The organism is Streptomyces sp. NPDC052682, assembly GCF_040678435.1.
Classification (GTDB): Bacteria; Actinomycetota; Actinomycetes; order Streptomycetales; family Streptomycetaceae; genus Streptomyces.
Genome location: NZ_JBFATS010000002.1, coordinates 191,977 through 214,419, shown reverse-complemented (window position 1 = coordinate 214,419; position 22,443 = coordinate 191,977). Strand labels below are relative to the sequence as shown.

Below are 22,443 nucleotides of genomic sequence, written 5' to 3'. Positions count from 1 at the left end.
TCGCTCACGCGGCGGAGCCGCCTGTCGGTGCGGCCCCGCGCCCCTGGGTCTGCGAGACCACCGCCAGCACCGTGCCCGGCTCCACCTGCTGTCCGGGTACGGCGTGCAGGGCTGTCAGGGTTCCGGTGACGGGCGCTGTGATCTGGTGCTGCATCTTCATCGCCTCCAGCCACAGCAGGGGCTCTCCGGCCCGTACGGGGCTGCCCACCGCCAGGCCCTCCGCGACGCGCACGACCGTGCCCGGCATGGGGGCCGGCAGGGAGCCGGGGGCGTGCCGGGCGGCGGGGTCGGGGAAGCGGGGCAAGGCGGTGAGGCGGGTGGTGTTGACGTGGATCTGGTCGCCGTAGCGGGAGACGTCGTAGGGCCGCTGGACGCCGTCCGCCTCCAGGACGACTCGGTGGGCGTCGGCGTGCACCACGCGGACGCCGTCCGCTGCGAGGCCCTCCCGGGTGTGGTGGTAGCGGACCTCGTGCTCCTCGCCCGCCATGAGGTACCGCTTGACCTGGGGCTGCGAGGGCAGGTTGCGCCACCCGCCGAAGCGGGAGCGGCCGTGGGCGTCGGCGAGGGCGGCGGCCAGGGGGGCGTACGGGTCCGGGGCCGGCTGGGTGAGCTCGGGCAGGTGGCGGTCGTAGAAGCCGGTGTCCATGCGCCCGGCCGTGAACTCCTCGTGGCGCAGGGAGCGCACCAGCAGGTCCCGGTTGGTGACCGGGCCGTGCAGCACCGTCCGTTCCAGGGCCGAGGCGAGTGCGCGGACGGCCTGCGCGCGCGTGGGGGCGTGGGCGACGGCCTTGGCGAGCAGGGGGTCGTAGTGCACGGTGATCTCGTCGCCGTCCTGGTAGCCGGTGTCCAGGCGGATGCCGTCGGGTACGGCGAGGCGGTGCAGGCGGCCGGTCTGCGGGGCCCAGTCGTGGGCGGGGTCCTCGGCGTAGAGGCGGGCCTCCACGGCGTGGCCCCGCGCGGGTGGGGGGTCGGCGGGCAGGGCGTGGCCTTCGGCGACGCGGATCTGCTCGGCGACCAGGTCCAGGCCGAAGACCGCTTCGGTGACGGGGTGTTCGACCTGGAGTCGGGTGTTCATCTCCAGGAAGTGCGCCCGGTCGCCGTCGACGAGGAACTCGACCGTGCCCGCGCCGACGTACGACACGGCACGGGCCGCGCGCACGGCCAGGGCGTGCAGGCGGGCGGTGAGCCGTTCGGGCAGGCCGGGTGCCGGTGCCTCCTCGATGACCTTCTGGTGGCGCCGTTGCAGGGAGCAGTCCCGGGTGCCCAGCGCCCACACGGTGCCGTGCGCGTCGGCGAGGATCTGCACCTCGACGTGCCGGCCGCCCTCGACGTAGGGCTCGACGAAGACCTCGCCGTCCCCGAAGGCGCTCGCGGCCTCGGCGCGGGCTGCCTCCAGGGCCTGCTCCAGCTCCGCCAGGCGCCGTACCACCCGCATGCCGCGTCCGCCGCCGCCCGCCGCGGCCTTCACCAGCACCGGCAGGTCGGACTCGGTCACCTCCCGCAGGGGCTCGATGCCCATCAGCCGCTTGGCGCGGGTCTTGGACGCCATCGCCTCGACGGCCTGCGGGGGCGGGCCGATCCACACCAGGCCCGCGTCGAGGACGGCCCGGGCGAAGCCGGCGTTCTCGGAGAGGAAGCCGTAGCCGGGGTGCACGGCGTCCGCGCCGGCGGCGAGGGCCGCCTGCACGATCGCCTCGCCGCGCAGGTAGGTGTCGGCGGGTGCCGACCCGGGCAGCCGGACCGCCGCGTCGGCCACGCGCGTGTGCAGGGCGTGCGCGTCGGCGTCCGAGTGGACGGCGACCGTGCGGATGCCGAGCTCCCGGCAGGTGCGCAGGACGCGGCAGGCGATCTCGCCCCGGTTGGCGACGAGCAGCGAAGTGATCACGGTCAGGTCCCTCACATCCGGAAGACGCCGAAGCCGCCGCGGACGCCCTGGTAGGGGGCGGTGTGGAGGGCGGACAGGCACAGGCCGAGCACGGTGCGGGTGTCGCGCGGGTCGATGACGCCGTCGTCGTACAGCCGCCCGGACAGGAACATCGGCAGCGACTCGGACTCGATCTGCTGCTCGACCAGGGCGCGCAGGGCGGCGTCCGCGTCCTCGTCGTACGGCCGGCCCTTCGCCGCCGCCGACTGCCGGGCCACGATCGACAGCACGCCGGCGAGCTGCTGCGGGCCCATGACGGCCGACTTGGCGCTGGGCCAGGCGAACAGGAAGCGCGGGTCGTAGGCGCGGCCGCACATGCCGTAGTGCCCGGCCCCGTACGACGCCCCCATCAGGACGGACAGATGGGGCACCGTCGAGTTGCTCACCGCGTTGATCATCATCGCGCCGTGCTTGATGATGCCGCCCTGCTCGTACTCCCTGCCCACCATGTAGCCGGTGGTGTTGTGCAGGAACAGCAGCGGGATGTCGCGCTGGTTGGCGAGCTGGATGAACTGGGCGGCCTTCTGCGACTCGGCGCTGAACAGCACGCCCCGGGCGTTGGCGAGGATCCCGACCGGATAGCCGTGCAGGGTCGCCCAGCCGGTCACCAGGCTGGTGCCGTACAGCGGTTTGAACGCGTCGAAGTCGGAGGCGTCGACGATCCGGGCGATGACCTCGTGCGGGTCGAAGGGGGTCCGCAGGTCGCCGGGGACGATGCCGAGCAGTTCCTCCTCGGCGTACCGGGGCGGCTCGGCGGGGCCCGGATCGGGGTACGCCTTGCGGTGGTTGAGGCGGGCCACGATCCGGCGGGCCTGCCGCAGGGCGTCCTGCTCGTCGGCGGCTAGGTGGTCGGCGAGGCCCGACACGCGCGCGTGCATGCCGGCGCCGCCGAGGGACTCGTCGTCGCTGTCCTCCCCGGTGGCCATCTTCACCAGCGGGGGCCCGCCGAGGAACACCTTCGCCTGCTCGTTGACCATGATCACGTGGTCGGACAGGCCCGGCACGTACGCGCCTCCCGCGGTGGAGTTGCCGAAGACCACGGCGACCGTGGGGATCCCGGCGGCCGAGAGCCGGGTGAGGTCCCGGAAGATCGCGCCGCCGGGGATGAAGATCTCCTTCTGCGACGGCAGGTCGGCGCCGCCGGACTCCACCAGGGAGATGACGGGGAGGCGGTTGGCGCGGGCGATCTCATGGGCGCGCAGCGCCTTCTTCAGGCTCCAGGGGTTGCTCGCGCCGCCGCGTACGGTCGGGTCGTTGGCGCTGATCAGGCACTCGACGCCCGCGACGACGCCGATGCCGGTGACGAGTGAGGCGCCGACGGTGTGGTCGCTGCCCCACCCCGCCAGCGGGGACAGCTCCAGGAAGGGCGTGTCGGGGTCGAGGAGCAGTTCGACGCGTTCCCGGGCGAGCAGTCGGCCGCGCGCCCGGTGCCGGGCCACGTACTTCTCGCCGCCGCCCGCGAGGGCCTTGGCGTGCTCGGCGGCCAGCTCCTCCAGCTTGGCCAGCATCGCGTCGCGGTGGGCCCGGTACTCGGGGCTGCCCGGGTCCAGGGCCGAGGTCAGGACGGTCACAGCAGGGCCTCCGGGATGTCCAGGTGGCGGGAACGCAGCCATTCGCCGAGGGCCTTGGCCTGCGGGTCGAAGCGGTGCCCGGCGGCGACGCCGGCGCCGAGGATCCCCTCGACGACGAAGTTGACGGCGCGCAGGTTCGGCAGCAGATGCCGTACGACGGTCAACGGGCGGCTCTCCGGGATCAGTTGCCGGAACCTGCCGGCCGTCAGCTCGTGCGCCAGCCAGCGCCAGGCGTCGTCGCTGCGGGCCCACACGCCGACGTTGGCGTTGCCGCCCTTGTCACCGCTGCGGGCCCCGGCGACCAGCCCGAGCGGGGCGCGTCGGACCGGCCCCGGCGGCAGCGGCTCGGGCAGCGGCGGCTCCGGCACGTCCTCCAGTACGGCGGTGTCCTGGGCCGGGGAGACGGGGACGCGGCGTCCGTCGTGGAGGACGGCCACATGGGGGACGGGGCTGTGGGCGGCGGCGCCACGGGCGGCGGCCACATGAGGGGCGGCCACATGAGGGGCGACACCATGGGCGGCGGCCACATGAGGGGCGGCCACATGAGGGGCGACACCATGGGCGGCGGCCACATGGGGGATGTACACGTCCTGGAAGACCCCATAGGGCGTGCCCTTTCCGGGAGGCGCCAGCACATGGAAGCCGGGGTAGGAGGCCAGCGCCAGTTCCACGGCGGCCCCGCTCAGCGCCCGGCCGACGGCCTCCTGGTCCGGGTCCCGTACGACGAGGCGCAGCAGGGCACTGGCCCTCTCCTCGGTGTCGGCGTCGGGCCGGTCGGTGCGGACCAACGCCCAGCGGAACTCGGCGACTTCAGCGAGCGCCGGTGTCATCTGCTCCCGCACCAGGGCGGCCTTGGCCTCGATGTCGAGGCCGGTGAGGACGAAGACGACCTCGTTGCGGAAGCCGCCGAGCCGGTTCAGCCCCACCTTGAGGGTCGGGGGCGGGGCCTCGCCGCGTACGCCGTCGACACGGACCCGGTCGGGGCCGTCCTGGGTGAGCCGGACCGTGTCCAGCCGAGCGGTGACGTCGGGGCCGGCGTACCGGGCGCCGGCCGTCTCGTACAGCAGTTGCGCGGTGACCGTGCCGGTGTCGACGAAGCCGCCGGTGCCGAGGTGTTTGGTGATCACACTGCTGCCGTCCTCGTGCAGTTCGGCGAGCGGGAAGCCGGGGCGGCGCACATCGCGGCCGTCCTCGGCGAAGAAGGCGTAGTTGCCGCCGGTGGCCTGCGTCCCGCACTCCAGGACGTGCCCGGCGACCACCGCGCCCGCGAGGCGGTCGTAGTCCGTCGGCCGCCATCCGAAGTGGGCGGCGGCGGGCCCGGTGACCAGGGCCGCGTCGGTGACCCGGCCGGTGACCACCACGTCGGCGCCCGCCCGCAGGCACGCCGCGATGCCGAAGCCGCCGAGGTAGGCGTGCGCGGCAAGCGTGCCCGGAAACCGGTCGGTGAGGTCGTCGCCCTCGACGTGCGCGACCTTGACGGGCAGGCCGAGCCGGTCGGCCAACTGCCGTACGCGCGCGGCCAGTCCGCCCGGGTTGAGTCCCCCGGCGTTGGTGACGATCTTCACGCCCCGCTCGTGCGCGAGCCCGAGGCACTCCTCCAGCTGCCGGGGAAACGTGCGGGCGTATCCGGCGGCGGGGTCCTTCAGCCGGTCCCGGCCGAGGATGAGCATGGTCAGCTCGGCGAGGTAGTCGCCGGTGAGGACGTCCAGGTCGCCGCCGGTGAGCATCTCGCGCATCGCGTCGAAACGGTCGCCGTAGAAGCCGGAGGCGTTGCCGATGCGCAGGGCCCTCACCCGGCGTCCCCCTTCGGCGGGCGCCCGGCGCCGGGCGGGCCCGCGAAGGCCTGCGCGAGGTCCAGCCAGCGGTCGGCGTCGGGCCCGTCGGCCCGCAGGGCGAGGTCGGCGCGGTGGGCGCGCTGGGTGACCAGCAGGCAGAAGTCGAGGGCCGGGCCGGTGACCCGTTGCGGGGCCTCCTCGGGGCCGTACGTCCACAGCGCGCCGCTCGGTGCGCGGAGTTCGACGCGGACGGGGGCGGCGGGCGGGGTGAGGCCGTGGACGCCGTAGGAGAAGTCGCGGGTGCGCACGCCGAGGCGGGCGATGTGCCGCAGCCGGTCGGTGGGGGCGCGGGTGACGCCGAGCGCGTCCGCCACGTCCAGGCCGTGTGCCCAGGTCTCCATGAGCCGGGCCGTGGCCATGGACGCCGCCGACATGGGTGGGCCGTACCAGGGGAAGCGGGTGTCCGGGGGTGCGGCCCGCAGCGCCCTGTCCAGCGCCGTACGTCCTGCGCGCCACCGGGCCAGCAGGGCGGCGGGCGGCACCCGGGCGCCCTCCTCGGCGCCCTCGTCGACGAACGAGCCGGGCGCGGCGAGCGCCTTGTCCACCAGGAGCTGGAAGGCCTCCGCGTCGGTCACGGCCAGCAGGGCCGAGCGGTCGGTCCAGGCGAGGTGGGCGATCTGTTGCGCCACGGTCCAGCCGGGCGCGGGGGTGGCGCGTGTCCACTGCCCGGGGGCCAGGCGGGCCACGAGCCGGTCGAGTTCCTCGCTCTCCTCGCGCAGGTCGTCGAGCACGGGCGACGGATCGGACACGGGCGCTCCCCTCGGGGCACGGCGGTGTGCGGGGCGGGGTGGTGCGGCGTGCTGAGGAGCATGGCAGCCGCGCCGAAAACAAGCAAGCATGCTTGCATAATTCTCCGACCCGGGGGCGGCCTTCGGAACCTCGGACGCAGGCGCACCACGACCGCCTGTCCTACAACGCGCTGACCCTCGACGGCACCGCCCCGAACCTGACCGACAGCTACCGCAACCCTGGAGGACCGCGGGCGGGTCAGGCGTCCCGCGCCCCGGCCCTCTTCGCCCGCCCCACCTGAGTCCGTACCGCGCCCATGCTCGCCGCGATGACCAGTGCGATGGCGGCCGCCTCGCTCGCGGAGAGGGCCTGGCCGAGGATCAGGAAGCCCGCACTCGCCGCGATGGCCGGCTCCAGGCTCATCAGCACGGCGAACGTGGCGGCGGGCAGGCGGCGCAGGGCGAGGAGTTCGAGGGTGTAGGGCAGGACGGAGGAGAGGACCGCCACCGCGGCGCCCAGGGCCAGCGTGGCCGGCTCGGCCAGGCGCGGGCCCGACTCGGCGATCCCCAGGGGCAGGAACAGCACGGCCGCCACGGCCATGGCGAGGGCCAGCCCGTCGGCCTGCGGGAAGCGGCGGCCCGTACGGGCGCTGAAAACGATGTATGCCGCCCACATGGCGCCGGCCCCCAGGGCGAAGGCGACCCCCCAGGGGTCGAGGTTGCCGAAGCCTCCGCCGCCGAGGAGGAAGACGCCGGTGAGGGCGAGCCCGGCCCAGACGAGGTTGAGGGCCCGGCGGGAGGTCAGGACGGACAGCGCCAGCGGCCCCAGCACCTCCAGGGTGACCGCGGGGCCGAGCGGGATGCGGGCGAGGGCCTGGTAGAACAGGCCGTTCATCGCGGCCATGGCGGCACCGAAGACGACGACCGTTCCCCAGTCGGCGCGGGAGTGGCCGCGCAGGCGCGGACGGCAGATCAGCAGCAGCACCAGCGCGGCGGCCAGCAGCCGCAGGGTGACGACCCCGAGCGCGCCGGCCCGCGGGATCAGCAGCGCCGCGAGCGCGCCGCCGAACTGCACCGAGATCCCTCCGGCCAGCACCAGTCCCACCGGCCCGAGGGAGCCCCGGCGGCCTGGGGTGCCGCTCGCGGGCGGGGCGGCCGGGGTCAGGGGGGTCGCGGCGGGGGCTTCCGGGGTGGTCACGGGCGGTCCTGGGGCTCGACTCGGGTGTTCATCGAAGTGAACTGTCGAGTCCACGGTAATAGACCCGGTCAGGAGTGTGAAGCCCCCATGCCTCTGTCCCGGTGGGTGAGACGTCACTGCGGCGTCATCGCCTGGCCAGGTACAGCTCCAGAGCCCTGTGCAGCAGCTTGTTGAGCGGGAAGTCCCACTCGCCGAGGTACTCGGCGGCCTCGCCGCCCGTGCCCACCTTGAAGCGGAGCAGTCCGAGCAGGTGGCCGGCCTCCTCCAGGGTGTCGGTGATGCCGCGCAGGTCGTAGACGGCGGCGCCGCGTGCGTGGGCGTCGGCCAGCATCCGCCACTGCACGGCGCTGGCGGCCTGCACCTCGCGCCTGCGGCTGCTGGAGGCGCCGTAGGAGTACCAGACGTGGTCGCCGACGGTCAGCATCGTGGCCCCGGCGAGGACCTCGCCGTCGTGGTGGGCGAGGTAGAGCCGCATGCGGTCGGGGTGCTCGGCGGTCAGCGCGGTCCACATGCGCTGGAAGTAGGGCAGCGGGCGCGGCAGGAAACGGTCCCGCTCGGCCGTCTCGGTGTACAGCTCGTGGAAGACCGGCAGGTCCTCGTAGCCACCGCGGACGACCTTGACCCCCGCCTGCTCGGCCTTCCTGATGTTGCGCCGCCACTGCTGGTTGAGCCCGGCGCGCAGGTCGTCCAGCGACCGCCCGGTGAGGGGCACCCGGAAGACGTACCGGGGCTGCCCGGCGGCGAAGCCGTCCTCGCCGCCGGGTCCGGTCCGCCGCCAGCCCATCCGGCGCAGCCGGTTGGCGATGCCGTCGGCCCGTTCGTCGTACGCGTCCGCCCGCACCTCGCCCAGGCGCCGCGCGGCCGGGTCGGCGATGGCCGCCTTCACCGTCCCGGCGTTCCACCGGCGCACCACGACGGGCGGCCCCATCCGCACCGCGAAGGCGCCCTGGCTCTTCAGGTGCGCGAGCATCGGCGCGAGCCAGCGGTCGAGGTCGGCCGCGTACCAGTCGATCAGCGGCCCCTCCGGCAGATACGCCAGGGACCGCCGCAGCCCGGGCAGCGGACGCAGCAGCACCAGCCCCGCCCCGGCGAGCCGCCCGCCCCGGCCGTCGTCGAACCACCCGATGCTGCGCGCCCGCCAGTCCGGCTTCACCTCGCCCCAGGACGGCATCTGCAGGGGGCTGGCGGAGGGGCGGGACGCGACGAACGCCAGGTGCTCGTCACGGCTGAGGGGCTGGACGCGGAAGGCCATGCGCGCACTCCTTGGGTGGGCGGCGGGTCCGGCCAGCGTAGGAACCGCCCGGGCCGCCGCCCGGCCCCGACACTCAGCCCCGCCCGTCCCGTGGCCCGAACGCCGCAAGGGCGTCGGCGTCGGTCACCCGGGCACGCAGGTAGGTGTCGGCCCACTCGGCGATGCCCGGGTAGGAGCACGCGGCGACGAGCCGCCCGACGGCGGCCGGGATGTCGTACGACGTCGACCGCAGGTCCGTGCCCGGCCCGAGGAGGCACCAGTGGGCGCCGGAGCGGCCGTAGGGCATGCCGACGCTGCCCGGGTTGACGACCAGACGGCCGTGGGCCAGACGCACGTACGGCATGTGGGTGTGCCCGCACACCACCGTACGGACGTCGTCGTCGAGGCCCTCGAACACCTCCGCCCAGCGGGCGAGCCGGGAGTCGACGAGCACGACCTCCTCGTCGTCGCGGGGCGTGGCGTGGCAGAACAGGACGGTGCCGAGGCCGTCGACGGTGAGGGTGAGGGTCTTCGGCAGCGAGTCGAGGAACGCGGCCTGCTCGTCGCTGAGCCGCTCGGCGGCGTACGGGGTGATCGGGTCCGGGTACTCCCCCGGCCTGCCCTGCCGGTACTCGACCAGCTCCCGGTCGGCGTTCCCGGCGACCCACAGCACCCGGTCGCCCTGGGCGCGCAGCAGTTCGAGGACCTCGGACGGCTGCGGGCCGGCCGCGATGTCACCGGTGAGCACGATCCGGTCGGCGGCGGCCACGTCGGGCTCCGCGAGGACCGCTTCGAGGGCGGGCAGGACGCCGTGGATGTCGGAGAGGACGGCGACGCGGTGGAGGGGTGGCTGGGCAGACATGGGTTCACCTTCGCCGGGCGGGGACCGCGACCGCCCAGGTGTTCGCCTCCCGCGTACCGCCCCCGGGTCAGCCGGCCTGCCCGTCGAGTCCGTCGAGCCCGTCCGCCAGCACCTCCGCCAGGTGCCTCCCGCGCACCCCCGCCAGCTGCTCCAGCTGGGTGCGGCACGAGAACCCGTCGGCCAGGATCACGGTGTCCTCGCGCGCGTGCCGTACGGACGGCAGCAGCTGTTCCTCCGCGCACGCCCTGGACACCTCGACGTGCCCGCGCTCGAAGCCGAAGTTGCCCGCGAGCCCGCAGCAGCCGCCGCTGAGGTCGCCGGTGAGGCCCGCGGCGGCGCGCAGCCGGCGGTCCGGGGCGTCGCCGAGAACGGCGTGCTGGTGGCAGTGGGTCTGGCCGGCCACCGGGCGGTCCAGGCGGGGCGGGGTCCAGCCCGGGGCGTGGCGCTGGAGTGCCTCCGCGAAGGTGAGGACCCGGTCGGCGAGCCGGCGGGCGCGCGGGTCGTCGTGCAGCAGCTCGGGGAGGTCCGTGCGCAGGGCGGCGGCGCAGCTGGGTTCCAGCACGACGATGGGGGCGCCGGTGTCCAGGACGGGGGCCATCAGGTCGAGCGTGCGGCGCATGACCCGGCGGGCGCGGTCCAGCTGTCCGGTGGACACGTACGTCAGGCCGCAGCAGACCCGGCCCCGGCCCCGCAGCAGGGACAGCGGGTCGAGGGCGACGGTCCTGCCGTCCCCCACGGGTGCCTTCTCCAGGCGCACGGTCGGCGGGAGCGCGACCCGCAGCCCCGCCGCCTCCAGCACCCGTACGGCCGCCTGCCCCACCGACGGCGACAGGTGCTCGGTGAAGGTGTCCGGCCAGAGGATGACGAGGTCCCCGGTGGCGGTCCGGGCAGGGCGTCGCTCCCACCACCGGCTGAAGGTCCGCCGCGCCAGCCGCGGGATCTCCCGCTCGGGCGCGATCCCGCCCAGCCGTTTCGCCGCCCGGGCCAGGAGCGGGGTGCGGGCGAGGGCGTTGACCAGCGGAGCGGTGCGCGTACGGGCCACCGCGCGGAGCCACACCGGCAGCCGTCCCAGCGCGTAGTGGGCGGCGGGCCGGCGGCGCCCGGCGTAGTGGTGGTGCAGGAACTCCGCCTTGTAGGTGGCCATGTCGACCCCGACCGGGCAGTCCGACCGGCAGCCCTTGCAGGACAGGCACAGGTCGAGGGCGTCCCGTACCTCCGTCGACCGCCAGCCGTCGGTGACGACCTCACCGGCGAGCATCTCGTGCAGCAGCCGGGCACGCCCGCGCGTGGAGTGCTCCTCGGCGCCGGTGACCCGGAAGGACGGGCACATCACGGCGGAGCCGGACACGGACGCCGTACGGCACTTGGCGACGCCCACGCAGCGGCGCACCGCGGCGGCGAAGTCGCCGCCGTCGGCCGGGTAGCCGAAGGCCACGTCGACGGGCTCGCGCGGCAGCACCGAGAACCGCAGGGCGGAGTCGAGGGGCGCGGGCCGCACCAGCGTCCCCGGGTTGAGCAGGTCGTCGGGGTCCCAGAGGGCCTTGACCCGCTCGAAGAGGCCGACCATCTCACGGCCGTACATCCTCGGCAGCAGTTCGGCCCGGGCCTGCCCGTCCCCGTGCTCCCCGGACAGCGACCCGCCGTGCGCCACCACCAGGTCGGCGAGCTCCTCCGAGAACCGCCGGAACCGGGCGACGCCCCGCTCGGTGAGCAGATCGAAGTCGATCCGGACGTGGATACAGCCGTCCCCGAAGTGCCCGTACGGTGTGCCGCGCAGGCCGTGCCCGGCCAGCAGCGCGCGGAACTCCCGCAGGTAGGCGCCCAGCCGGGCGGGCGGCACCGCGCAGTCCTCCCAGCCGGGCCAGGCCTCGGAGCCGTCCGGCATCCGGGTCGCGGTCCCGCTGGCGTCCTCCCGGATCCGCCACAGGGCACGTTGCCGGGCCGGGTCCGTGACCACGAGGGCGTCCACGACGTCGGCGGCCCGCACGATCCGCTCCGCACGCGCGCGGGCCTCGCCCTCGGTGCTGCCGCCGGTCTCCACGAACAGCCAGGCCCCGCCCCGGGGCAGCTCCGCCGTCCCCGCCGGCACCAGGTCGGCCGCCATGCCCTCCACCGTCAGCGGGCCGTGGCCGAGCAGCCCGGCCGCGGCCTCGGCGGCGGTGCTCTCGTCGGCGTACGCCAGCACCGCGAGCGCACGCGCGCGCGGCGCCTCGACGAGCCGTACGACGGCCTCCGTCAGCAGGCCGAGAGTCCCCTCGGAGCCACAGAAGGACCGGGCCACATCGGCGCCCTTCTCCGGCAGCAGCGCGTCCAGCGCGTACCCGGAGATACGGCGGGGCAGCTGCGGGAACCCGGTCCGCAGCCGCGCCAACTCCCCCTCGACCAGAGCCCGCAGTCCTTCCGGTGCCCCCGCCCACCCGGCTCCGGGCCGCAACCGCTCCCCGCGCGCGGTGACGACAGCCAGCTCGCGCACACTGTCCGCGGTGGTCCCCCACGCCACCGAGTGGGAGCCGCACGAGTTGTTGCCGATCATCCCGCCCAGCGTGCACCTGCTGTGCGTGGACGGGTCGGGCCCGAACCGCAGCCCGTGCGGGGCGGCGGCCTCCTGGAGGCGGTCCAGCACCAGGCCGGGCTGCACGACGGCGGTCCGCGCCCCGGGGTCCAGCGCGAGCAGCCGGTTCATGTACCGGGTGAAGTCCAGCACCACACCGGCACCGGTGGCCTGCCCGGCGATCGAGGTCCCCCCGCCCCGGGCCACGACGGGCACCCCCTGCTCCCGGCACACCTCCAGCACGGCCACCACATCATCGGCGTCCCGCGGCGCGACGACCCCCAGCGGGACACGGCGGTAGTTGGAGGCGTCCATGGTGTGCAGGGCGCGAGCGGTACGCCCGAAGTCGATGTCGCCCTGGACGGCGGCGCGCAGGTGCGTTTCCAGGGCCCGGAGGTCGGTCATGGGTTCAGAATGCCCGCCCGCGGTGGCGTCACAGCCTCGGTGGCTCGACGCGGCAGGATGAGGTCCTGGCAGGACCGGACGTCGGTGACGCTGTTATGGAGACTCGATGCATCACAGACCACATGAGGACTCGAATCAAGATGCCAATGAATGGACACCTGCCCACAAGGCCGTAGAAGGCAGTGATTATGAAGCCCTTTCCAGACTGCTGGACTCTGGTGTCGATCCCAACGAGAGGTGCTTCGGCCATACGCTGCTTACTCACGCCATCGACGTCGAAGGTGACGGGCAGGTGCAAACAGGTCATCCACTGAACACTGCCGCAACCGCAATTCTGCTGGCGTACGGTGCCGATCCGGAGCTGCCGGCAGATTCCGGGGACACGCCCCTGCAGATCGCGGAGTCCTATCATCACGAACCCGCATTGCGGTTGCTTCGACGCTTCCTGGAGCGGAGTTCTTGTCGTCCGAAGGGAAGCGTCCAACGGGTGTCCGATGGCAGGAGCCAGAGTTCAGGTGAGCCGCCTGCCCCGTATGCACCGACCTAGGAAGAAGGATGTAAGGACATGACCCGCTCCGTGGACATCGACTTCACCTTCGATGATCCGCTTGACGTGCCGGCGACCGTGCACACCCTCATGCGGGCCGGTATGAAGCCGACCCCGGAGGGCGAGCTGACCTACCTGATCGACGAAGACGGCATGTTCGAGTGGCAGCGGGCACCTGTCTGTCGGAGGGACGAGATCATCTCCTCCATGGGGGGAGGTCACTGGAAGGACCGGACGGTCGGAATCACCCTGCTCTTCCCGGACGGGGAACGCGGAGGTGATCTTTTGTTCCATCCAGGGCGCAGGTCTCTGTCCTACGTGATCGGCGTCAACCCCAAGCCGCTGCCGGGTTCCACGAAGTTCTGCGACATGGGCTGGTATCTGACGCAGTTGGTCCCCCTGCTGGAAGCGCTCGGCTTGTCAGAGGTCGAAACGCGCGACTCGCCCTGATCCAGGGCCATGACGACTACCGACCGGCCCCGGCCACCTCCCGCAACCGCCGCCCCCTCCTCGTCAGCCCCCACGGCTTCAGCACCGAGATCACCGTCATGAACACGTACGCCGACAGCGAGACGACCGGGCCGAACAGAACGTCCCCGGCGTCCGGCAGCGGATGCCCCGCCGCGACCGCGGCCACCGCTCCGTTCACCCCGGGCCGCAGCGCGAAGGCCGTGGCCGTGGTCGTGGCCAGGGTCAGCCAGAACTTGGCGTAGACCCAGCGGTGCCGGGCCAGGCCCCACGGGGTGCCCAGGGACAGCAGCAGGCCGCTGAGGAGGGTGAGGAGGGCCAGCGGCAGCAGGAGCCAGTCGGCGAAGAGTTTCATGGCCCTGACGGACGCCTCCACCGTCGCCGCCGAACCGGTGGTGGCCGCCGTGGTGCCGAGCGCGAGCAGGCCCAGCGAGAGCCCCAGCCAGCCGGCCGAGGCGGTGACGTGGACGACGAGACAGGCCCGGCGCGCGGGACGAGTCAGCTTCATGCCCACCACCGTGCCGGGCGGCGGCCGCCCGGGCGTCTGACGGCGGGAGTATCCCGGTGTACTGGCGTCGGCGTACGAGCGCCCCTGGACGACCGCGGGGCGACCGCCGGACGACCGTCCACAACCGTCCACGACCCCGTCTCACCCGACGGACGACGTTTCACGCACGTTTCCCGGAACGACTACGCTCGCCTCCGTGGCCGAGATCCAGATTCCCGCTGACATCAAGCCCGCCGACGGACGCTTCGGCGCGGGCCCCTCCAAGGTGCGGACGGAAGCGCTGCAGGCGCTGGCCGCCACCGGTACGTCCCTCATGGGCACCTCCCACCGCCAGGCCCCGGTGAAGAACCTGGTCGGCCAGGTGCGTGAGGGCATCAGCACGCTGTTCTCCCTGCCCGACGGCTACGAGGTGATCCTCGGCAACGGCGGCTCCACCGCGTTCTGGGACATCGCGACGCACGGCCTGATCGAGAACAAGTCGCAGCACCTCAGCTTCGGCGAGTTCTCCTCCAAGTTCGCCAAGGCCGCCAAGCTCGCGCCCTGGCTGGCCGACCCCACCGTGGTCTCCAGTGACCCGGGCACGCACCCCGAGCCGCAGGCCGAGGCCGGTGTGGACGTCTACGCGTTCACCCACAACGAGACCTCCACCGGTGTCGCCATGCCGATCCGGCGCGTGGCCGGGGCCGACGAGGGCGCCCTCGTCCTGGTCGACGCCACCTCCGGCGCCGGCGGGCTGCCCGTCGACGTCGCCGAGACCGACGTCTACTACTTCGCCCCGCAGAAGTCCTTCGCCTCCGACGGCGGTCTGTGGATCGGCATCTTCTCCCCGGCCGCGATCGAGCGCGCCGAGCGGATCCACGCGAGCGGCCGGCACGTGCCGGAGTTCTTCTCCCTGCCGACCGCGATCGACAACTCGCGCAAGAACCAGACGTACAACACCCCAGCCCTCGCCACCCTCTTCCTGCTGAACCAGCAGCTGGAGTGGATCAACGGGCAGGGCGGTCTGGACTGGGCCACCGCCCGGACGAAGGACTCCTCCAGCCGTCTGTACGCCTGGGCGGAGGAGGCCAAGTACGCGACCCCGTTCGTCACCGACCCGGCCAAGCGCTCCCAGGTGATCGGCACGATCGACTTCACCGACGAGGTGGACGCCGCCGCCGTCGCCAAGGTGCTGCGCGCCAACGGCATCGTCGACACCGAGCCCTACCGCAAGCTCGGCCGCAACCAGCTGCGCATCGCGATGTTCCCGGCGATCGACCCGGCGGACGTCGAGGCGCTGACCAAGTGCGTCGACTACGTGATCGAGCGTCTGTAGCGGTCGCACGAGGTACGCACGCCGAGGGGCGCCCGGCCGAGCCGGGCGCCCCTCGCGTGGTGCCGGGTGGTGCTCAGGCGGACATCGCTCAGCGGCCGAAGCCGAGGAGCGAGCTCAGGGTCCGGCCGGCCGTGGTGAGGGCCGGCTGCTGCGAGGTCATCGCCTTCGCCGCCGCGCTCTGCGGCTTGGGGTCGGGCAGCTTCTGGCAGACCGCGTCGGCGACCCCGCTGCCGTGCGGGACCTTGCCGTTGGTGAGGTAGGCGGCCAGGTACTTGTCGAGGCAGGCGTTGCCGCTCAGCGAGATGCCGTGGTTGCCGCCGCCCTGCTCCACCACCAGGCTGGAGCCCTTCAGCAGCCGGTGCATGGTGACACCGCCCTGGTACGGGGTGGCCGCGTCCTTCGTCGCCTGGAACAGCAGCACCGGAGGCAGCTTGCTGTTGGAGACGTTCACGGGCTTGAGCGACTTGGTCGGCCAGAACGCGCACGGCGCGTTGTACCAGGCGTTGTTCCAGGCCATGAACGGCGCCTTCTCGTACACCGCCCAGTTGTCCTTCTGCCACTGCTTCCAGTCGCGCGGCCAGGACGCGTCACGGCACTGCACCGAGGTGTAGACGCTGTAGCCGTTGTCGCCGGAGGCGTCGACGGCCGCGAAGTTCTCGTACGCCTTCACCAGCGGCTCGGCGTTCTTGTCGTTCACGTAGGCCGCGAACGCCTGGGCCAGGAAGGGCCAGTAGGCGTTGTTGTAGCCGCCGGGGATGAAGGTGTCCTCCAGCTCGGAGGCGCCCACCTTGCCGCCCGCGGGCTTCTTGGCCAGGGCCGCCCGCAGGGCGTACCACTTGGCCTCGATCTTCTTCGGGTCGGTGCCGAGCTTGTACGTGGCGTTGTACTTGGCTATCCACGCCATGAGCGCCTTGTGGCGCTTGTCGAAGGCGTAGTCCTGCTGGATGTTGTCCTCGTACCAGACGCCGGTCGGGTCGACGATCGAGTCCAGCACCAGGCGCCGGACCCGCTCGGGGTACAGCTTGGCGTAGACCGCGCCCAGGTAGGTGCCGTACGAGTAGCCGAAGTAGTTGATCTTCTTGGCGCCGAGGGCCTTGCGGATCGAGTCCATGTCCTTCACGGCGCTGACCGTGTTGATGTACGGCAGGACGTCCGCGTACTTCTTGCCGCAGGCCGCGGCGAAGTTCTTGGCGCGCGCGAGGTTGGCCTTCTCGATCGCGGGGGTGCTCGGCACGCTGTCCGGGCGCACCGGGTCGAACTGGCCCGGCTTGCAGTCCAGGGCGGGCCGGCTCTTGCCGACGCCGCGCGGGTCGAAGCCGATGACGTCGTACTGGGCCGCGACCTTCTTGGGCAGCGAGGAGGCGACGAAACCGGCCAGGGTGAGGCCGCTGCCGCCGGGGCCGCCCGGGTTGACCAGCAGCGGGCCCTGGTACGTCGACGAGGTGTGCGGCACGCGGGACAGCGCCAGGGTGATCTTCTTCCCCTGGGGCTTGGCGTAGTCGAGCGGCACCTTCACCGACGCGCACTGGAGCGTCGGGTAGTCCTCCGTGGCGCACTTCTTCCAACTGACCTGGGAGGTCACGGCGGAGTGCGCCGGATGGGACACGGTGGCGTTGGCGGGGGCGGCGGTGAGGGTCCCGGCCAGTACGACGGTGGCGCCGCACAGCACGGCTGTGCTTGTTCTCATGCAGCTTCCTCAGAAAGGGTGAGGGGGGTTCAGGGCCGCGGGGTGCCGCGGCCCACGCCGCATGGTTTCGGATAATGACACGGCACACGAGCGTTTTCGCCGAAGACTTGACCGAATCGAGTCATCTTCCGCGCTTAAACCTCGTCACATAACGGACAGTCGGGTCGAGGGCGCCCGGAATGGCCCGGCCGGACGCCCCTGATCCGGTCACGTCGCCGTGCAGCTCACACTCGGCACACTTCCGCCTCCGGGCGCCGCGCCGAACCCGAAGCTCGCCGAACCGCCCACCGGCACACTGCCGTTGTGAGCCGCGTTCACCGCGGTGACGCTTGCTCCGCTCTGCGTGTACGACGCGTTCCACATGCTGGTGACCTTCTGCGACCCGCTCCAGGTCCACGTCACCTTCCAGGACTTCAGGGCCGTGGTGCCCGTGTTGGTCACCTTCACCTCGGCGTTGAAGCCGCCGCCCCAGTCGCTGCTGACGGTGTAGGCGGCGCTGCACGTGGCCGTCCCCTGCCCCGGGCCGCCGGGATCGCCGGGCCCGCCGGGATCGCCGGGGTTGCCCGACCCGCCCCCGGTGAAGCCCGGCGCCTTGATGCTCGCCAGGTAGCCGTCCTTGACCGTGTCCACGCTCTGCCAGTCGTCCTTGAGGATGCCGCCGGTGTCACCGGAGTTGGGGTTCCAGGACCAGAAGGTCCAGTGGAAGCTGTCGGCTCCGTACGCCGAGGTGGAGCGCAGGTACGTCACCAGCGCGGCCAGCCACTTCTGGTCCACGCCCGCCTGGAGCGTCGTACCGAACTCGCCCACCCACACCGGGGCGATGTTCTGCTGGAAGATGTAGCCCCAGTACTTGTCCCAGACGCCGGGCATGTTGGCGGGGAAGGACGGGTCGCTGAACCAGGACTGCTGGGCCACGGACGTGGCGTAGTCGTGCGCGGAGTAGACCAGCCGGTTGGGCACGTCCAGCTGCACCGGGTACTGGGCGACGCCCATCAGGTTGCCGCCCCACCAGCCGCTGACGCCGTTGTACGTCTGCACGCCCTCGACCATGATCAGCAGCTCGGGGTTGACCGACAGCACGGCGTTGCCGGCCCGCTGGGCGGCCAGCCGCCAGTCCCTCGCCGTGTCCCCGCAGCCCCAGCAGGCCGGGTCGTGGGGCTCGTTGTGCAGGTCGATGCCGACCACCGTGGGGTTGCCCTTGTAACGGGCCGCCATCGCTTTGAGGTTGGTGATCCACGTCGACTCGGGGACCGAGGAGGTGTACCACAGCGCCGACTGCCCGGCCGCGTCCGGCCGGTGCCGGTCCAGCACGATCTTCAGCCCGGCCTGACCGGCGTACGCCACGATCCGGTCCAGCACCTGCAAGGACGTCAGGCCCTGCAGGTCGGCGTTCTTGCCGTCGGCGAAGGTGATGCTGTCGGGCATCGCGCCGGGCTTGAGGATGTCGTCGCTGTAGGGCATCCGGATGGTGTTGTAGCCCAGCGACCTCATCTGGTCGATCATGCTCTTGTAGTCGCGCGCCCACAGGCCGTGGACGACGCGGTTGCCGGTCTCGAAGCCGAACCAGTTGATGCCGGCGATACGGACCGGCTGCCCGGCCGCGTCCAGGATCTTCCGGCCGCTGGTGTGCCAGTAGCCGGCACCGGCACTCGGCTCCGCCGCGTCCGCCGCCGGCGCTCCTGCCAGCGGTAACAGCACGGCCGCCACGGCAGCGCACAGCGCTCTTCGCAAGCTGCGGAACATCTCGCTGCTTCCTCTCGGGGGGCGCGGGCCGGAACGAGTGGGAGCGCTCCCACACCCGCACCTCCCATGGAAGACAGGACACACGGACACGTCAAGGACTACGACGTCACCGGCTGAGCCGGCGGAACCGGCGTACCGCGAGGGGGAGGAAGACCGCCGTCAGCACCGCCGGCCACACCCCGGCCATGAGCAGCGCGTGCCGCTCGACCCACGCGTCGCCGCCGCCGGCCGGTGTCCCGAACAGCTCGCGGGTGGCCGCCGCGGTGGAGGAGACGGGGTTCCAGGCCGCGACCCAGCCCAGCCAGTCGGGCATCAGCTGCGGGGCCACGTAGACGCTGGAGATCATGGTCAGCGGGAAGGCGACCGCGAAGAGCCCGCCCGCCGCCTCCGGGTCCGGCACGAGCAGCCCCAGCCACACCCCCGCCCAGATCAGCGCGAACCGCAGCCACAGCAGCAGCCCGAAGGCGGCGAGGAAGCCCACGCCCGTGTCCGGCCGCCAGCCCATGCCGAGAGCGGTGAGCATCATGATGGTGAGTTCGGCGCAGGCGACGACCAGGTCGGTGACACCCCGCCCGGCGACCACGGCCGAGGAGGCCGTCGGCATGGAGCGGAACCGGTCGATGACTCCCTTGGTGGCGTCGTACACCACCACGGTCGCGGTGTTGACGAAGCCGAACGCCATCGTCATCACGAACATCCCCGGCATGAGGAAGTCCTGGTAGTCCCCGCCCCCGGGCACCTTCATCGCGCTGCCGAAGACATAGCCGTACAGCAGCACCGACAGGATCGGGAAGCCCAGTTGCCAGGCGATGTTCACGGGCCGGCGCCGGTAGTGGGTCAGGCCGCGGCGGACGATGGTCCCGCAGTCGGCGAGCAGCCAGTGGGCCCGGGAACGGGCCAGGGGGGTCAGCGCGCTCACTCGGCGGCTCCCTTCGTCTCCGGTGTGTCCGTGCGGTGTCCGGTCAGGCGCAGGAACACCTCGTCGAGGCTGGGCCTGCGCAGCCCGATGTCCTCGACCCGGACGCCCTCGTCCTGGAGGGTCCGGGCCACGTGCGTCAGGGCCGCGACCCGGTCGGCCACCGGGGCGTGCACGCGCAACTCGCCCTCGTCGGCCTCGGGTTCGCCGTCCGCGACCCGGGCGACCACCTTCACCACCCGGGGGATCTCGGCACGCTCGGCGACCACGACCTCGACGCGGTCGCCGCCGATCCGGTCCTTCAGCCCGTCCGGGGTGTCGTCGGCGATGGCCCGCCCCCGGTCGATCACGGTGACCCGGGAGGCCAGCCGGTCGGCCTCCTCCAGGTACTGGGTGGTCAGCAGCACGGTCGTGCCGTCCGCCACCAACTCCCGTACGGCCTGCCACACTTCACCGCGACTGCGGGGGTCGAGGCCGGTCGTCGGCTCGTCGAGGAAGAGCACGGCCGGGGCGAGGATCATCGAGGCGGCCAGGTCGAGGCGGCGCCGCATGCCGCCGCTGTAGCCGTCGACGCCCTGGTCGGCGGCGCCGGTCAGACCGAACCGCTCCAGCAGCTCGGCGGCCCGCAGCCGGGCCCGCCGGCCGCCCAGGTGGAACAGGCGGCCGAACATCTCCAGGTTCTGCCGCCCGGTGAGCGCCTCGTCCACAGCCGCGTACTGGCCGGTGAGCCCGATCCGGGCCCGCACCTCGCGCGGCTGCCGGGCCACGTCCAGCCCGGCCACGGTGGCCCGGCCCCCGCCCGGCCGGACGAGCGTGGACAGGATCCGTACGGCGGTGGTCTTGCCGGCGCCGTTCGGCCCGAGCAGTCCGTGCACGGTGCCGGAGCGGACGGCCAGGTCGAAGCCGTCCAGGGCGCGTCGGGCGCCGTAGCGCTTCTCCAGGCCTTCGGCCAGTACGGCGTACGCGGTCACGCCGGACCCCTCTCTCCATAAACTGAGTACGGTGTACCCATAAGAGAGTACGCCGTACTCAGTTTCTGTCCAGCGCTTTCCGCGAGGCGGGGAAACACCCACGTCAGGAGGGCTACGCTGAGCTTCATGACGAGGATGGAGACGGGCGGCAGCGGCAACATCAGGGCCAGCCTCGAGCTGCTGTGGGGCACCGGCGAGCGCCCCAGCCGGGGTCCGAAGCCGGCGCTGAGCCTCGACCGGATCGTCCAGGCGGCCGTCGAGATCGCCGACGCGGAGGGGCTGGACGGGGTGTCGATGCGGCGCCTGTCCACCGCGCTCGACGTCGGCACGATGTCGCTGTACCGGTACGTGCCGGGCAAGGCCGAACTGCTCGACCTGATGCTGGACCGGGTGCAGGGCGAGGCGCTGGAGCCGTCCCCCGTACAGGCGGCGGACTGGCGTGCCGCGGTCGCGTCCATGGCCCGCGGCTACCTGCACCTCTACCGGCGCCACCCCTGGCTGCTCCGGGTCAACCAGGCCCGCACGGTCCTCGGCCCGAGCTCGCTGCGCTCCCTGGAGGCCGCGCTGGTTCCGCTGCAGGGCATGGGGCTCAGCGATCCCGAGCTGATCTCGGTGATCATCTCGGTGCAGAGTTTCGCCGGCGGGATCGCCCGCATGGAGATCGACGCGGACGAGGCCGCGAAGGAAACCGGCCTGAGCCACGAGGAGTTCTGGCGGCAGCAGACGCCGTTCCTCGAACGGGCCATGGCGAGCGGCGAGTTCCCCCGGACGGCCGCCCTGTCCGAGGACGCCTTCGCCACCGGCTTCGACCACTTCGCGTTCGGCCTGGAACGGCTGCTGGACGGGCTGGAGGTCCTGGTGGCGCGGCGCGCCGGAAGGCGACCGGACGGTTGGTGACGCCGACGGGCCACCGGGGGAAGGGCGGCCGGCCGCCGGCCGTCCACGGTGACGGCCCCTCAGGGCGGGTCAGCGGCGCCTGCGGCGCAGGCCGAACAGGACGGCGCAGGCGGCGACGACCGCCACGGCCCCGGCCGTGAGGCGGACCCCGGAGCCCTCGCCGTCCCCGCCGTCCTGCTTTTCCGCCCGTGAACTCCCGCCCCGCGGGGCGGACGTGCCGCCGGGTGCGTCGTCCGCCTCGACGGAGCTGTTCGCTCCCTCGGTGCCGTACATCAGCTTGGTGCCGTCGGCGGAGTAGCTGACGGACTCGCCCTGCCCCTGAAGCGGCACGTTCAGGCGTCCCCCGCGCTTGATCTTCCCGCCGTTCCAGTCGTACCAGATGCCGCCGAAGTAACCGCGTACGGCGAGCTGCCGGCCGTCGGGCGAGAGGGCGGCGTCGGTGGCCCACAGGTCGACGGGGGCGACGGGGCGGAAGATGTTGCTCCCCGTCGGGGAGAGCCGGGCGGGCCCCTCGTACAGGTGCCCGCCGTCCTCGTTCTTGTCGATGAGGTAGACGCGCCCGGTCTTCGGGTGCACGACGAGCGACTCGGCGTCGCGCGGGCCGTCGGAGTACTTCACGACGTACTGCGTGGCCCGGATCGTCTGGTCCTTGAGCTGCTGGGGCTCGGGCAGCCGGTAGACCCATACGTAGGGCCACTTGCCGCCGAAGTTGTCGCCGATGTCGCCGACGTAGAGCTGGTTGCCCGGCCCGACGGCGATGGCCTCGACGTCGCGCGGGGTGCCCACGCCGGTCATGGTGATCGTCGCCACGGTCTTCCCGGTACGGCTGTCGACGGCGTAGAGGTAGGCCCCTTCGTCCTGGTCGTTGTGGGTCCAGTAGATGCCGGGGTGGAGGTGGGAGGCGGCCAGTCCGCTGGACTCGGTGATGCGCGGGTCCTGGATCGTGAAGTCCTCGTCCCCGTCGGCGGCGAAGGCCGCGGGCACGGCGCTGGCGCCCAGGAGGAGGGCCGCGGTGAGGAGGGCGAAGGGTCGGCGCATGCCCCAAGCCTGCCATCGTGTGCCCGCGTTCCGGGGCGGTGGCGGGCC

Annotated in this window: 18 protein-coding genes; 4 read left to right on the top strand and 14 right to left on the bottom strand. The window is 72.8% G+C overall.

Translation table 11 applies throughout. The features are described 5' to 3' along the window. Positions 1-4: 4 nt before the first annotated feature. From AB0K80_RS03435 to AB0K80_RS03400, 8 genes are all read right to left on the bottom strand, one after another. Positions 5-1,885: a biotin carboxylase N-terminal domain-containing protein gene (locus AB0K80_RS03435; RefSeq protein WP_365665345.1), complete on the bottom strand. Its 1,881-nt coding sequence runs from the start codon at positions 1,883-1,885 to the stop codon at positions 5-7. Between the two features lie 11 nt (positions 1,886-1,896). Further along, positions 1,897-3,495: a carboxyl transferase domain-containing protein gene (locus AB0K80_RS03430; RefSeq protein WP_365665343.1), complete on the bottom strand. Its 1,599-nt coding sequence runs from the start codon at positions 3,493-3,495 to the stop codon at positions 1,897-1,899. Further along, the gene (locus AB0K80_RS03425; protein WP_365665341.1) at positions 3,492-5,288 is read right to left on the bottom strand and encodes an acyclic terpene utilization AtuA family protein; all 1,797 of its coding nucleotides are present in this window, start codon (positions 5,286-5,288) and stop codon (positions 3,492-3,494) included. The genes AB0K80_RS03430 and AB0K80_RS03425 overlap by 4 nt, the downstream gene beginning before the upstream one ends. Beyond that, positions 5,285-6,079, bottom strand: a complete 795-nt coding sequence (locus AB0K80_RS03420; RefSeq protein ID WP_365665339.1) for a TIGR03084 family metal-binding protein — start codon at positions 6,077-6,079, stop codon at positions 5,285-5,287. Before AB0K80_RS03420 ends, AB0K80_RS03425 begins: the two co-directional genes overlap by 4 nt. Positions 6,080-6,317: 238 nt before the next feature. After that, positions 6,318-7,256, bottom strand: a complete 939-nt coding sequence (locus tag AB0K80_RS03415) for an EamA family transporter (protein ID WP_365665338.1) — start codon at positions 7,254-7,256, stop codon at positions 6,318-6,320. Positions 7,257-7,380: 124 nt separating this feature from the next. Continuing rightward, on the bottom strand, positions 7,381-8,508 hold the full coding sequence (locus AB0K80_RS03410; RefSeq protein ID WP_365665336.1) for a peptidoglycan bridge formation glycyltransferase FemA/FemB family protein: 1,128 nt from the start codon (positions 8,506-8,508) through the stop codon (positions 7,381-7,383). A gap of 73 nt (positions 8,509-8,581) precedes the next feature. Then, positions 8,582-9,349, bottom strand: a complete 768-nt coding sequence (locus AB0K80_RS03405) for a metallophosphoesterase family protein (RefSeq protein WP_365665334.1) — start codon at positions 9,347-9,349, stop codon at positions 8,582-8,584. A gap of 67 nt (positions 9,350-9,416) precedes the next feature. Then, positions 9,417-12,305 (bottom strand): FAD-binding and (Fe-S)-binding domain-containing protein, encoded by a 2,889-nt coding sequence (locus AB0K80_RS03400; protein ID WP_365665332.1) that lies wholly within the window; start codon positions 12,303-12,305, stop codon positions 9,417-9,419. Between the two features lie 106 nt (positions 12,306-12,411). Between AB0K80_RS03400 and AB0K80_RS03395 the strand changes: the two genes are divergently transcribed. Together AB0K80_RS03395 and AB0K80_RS03390 are read left to right on the top strand one after the other, a co-directional pair. Then, positions 12,412-12,852: an ankyrin repeat domain-containing protein gene (locus tag AB0K80_RS03395; RefSeq protein ID WP_365665330.1), complete on the top strand. Its 441-nt coding sequence runs from the start codon at positions 12,412-12,414 to the stop codon at positions 12,850-12,852. Between the two features lie 18 nt (positions 12,853-12,870). Continuing rightward, positions 12,871-13,302: a hypothetical protein gene (locus AB0K80_RS03390; RefSeq protein WP_365665328.1), complete on the top strand. Its 432-nt coding sequence runs from the start codon at positions 12,871-12,873 to the stop codon at positions 13,300-13,302. A 16-nt stretch (positions 13,303-13,318) separates the two neighbouring features. Here the strand turns inward: AB0K80_RS03390 and AB0K80_RS03385 are convergent, their stop codons facing one another. Next, complete coding sequence (locus AB0K80_RS03385) at positions 13,319-13,828, bottom strand: DUF2269 domain-containing protein (protein ID WP_365665326.1); 510 nt, start codon at positions 13,826-13,828, stop codon at positions 13,319-13,321. Positions 13,829-14,024: 196 nt separating this feature from the next. On the opposite strand from AB0K80_RS03385, the gene serC reads away from it, so the two are divergent. Continuing rightward, complete coding sequence (serC, locus tag AB0K80_RS03380; RefSeq protein WP_365665324.1) at positions 14,025-15,143, top strand: phosphoserine transaminase; 1,119 nt, start codon at positions 14,025-14,027, stop codon at positions 15,141-15,143. Between the two features lie 88 nt (positions 15,144-15,231). Here the strand turns inward: serC and AB0K80_RS03375 are convergent, their stop codons facing one another. The 4 genes from AB0K80_RS03375 to AB0K80_RS03360 all read right to left on the bottom strand — a co-directional run bounded on the left by AB0K80_RS03375 (position 15,232) and on the right by AB0K80_RS03360 (position 20,460). After that, positions 15,232-16,830, bottom strand: coding sequence for an alpha/beta hydrolase (locus tag AB0K80_RS03375; protein WP_365665322.1), 1,599 nt, complete (start codon positions 16,828-16,830; stop codon positions 15,232-15,234). 207 nt (positions 16,831-17,037) lie between these two features. Next, complete coding sequence (locus tag AB0K80_RS03370; protein WP_365665320.1) at positions 17,038-18,573, bottom strand: cellulase family glycosylhydrolase; 1,536 nt, start codon at positions 18,571-18,573, stop codon at positions 17,038-17,040. A gap of 106 nt (positions 18,574-18,679) precedes the next feature. Beyond that, positions 18,680-19,483, bottom strand: a complete 804-nt coding sequence (locus tag AB0K80_RS03365) for an ABC transporter permease (protein ID WP_365665838.1) — start codon at positions 19,481-19,483, stop codon at positions 18,680-18,682. Between the two features lie 5 nt (positions 19,484-19,488). Continuing rightward, positions 19,489-20,460, bottom strand: coding sequence for an ATP-binding cassette domain-containing protein (locus AB0K80_RS03360; RefSeq protein WP_365665318.1), 972 nt, complete (start codon positions 20,458-20,460; stop codon positions 19,489-19,491). A 135-nt stretch (positions 20,461-20,595) separates the two neighbouring features. On the opposite strand from AB0K80_RS03360, the gene AB0K80_RS03355 reads away from it, so the two are divergent. Next, positions 20,596-21,357: a TetR/AcrR family transcriptional regulator gene (locus tag AB0K80_RS03355; RefSeq protein WP_365665836.1), complete on the top strand. Its 762-nt coding sequence runs from the start codon at positions 20,596-20,598 to the stop codon at positions 21,355-21,357. Between the two features lie 69 nt (positions 21,358-21,426). On the opposite strand, the gene AB0K80_RS03350 is transcribed toward AB0K80_RS03355, so the two are convergent. Then, entirely contained in the window at positions 21,427-22,395 is a 969-nt protein-coding gene (locus AB0K80_RS03350; protein WP_365665316.1) for a WD40 repeat domain-containing protein, read from the bottom strand. Positions 22,396-22,443 lie beyond the last annotated feature (48 nt).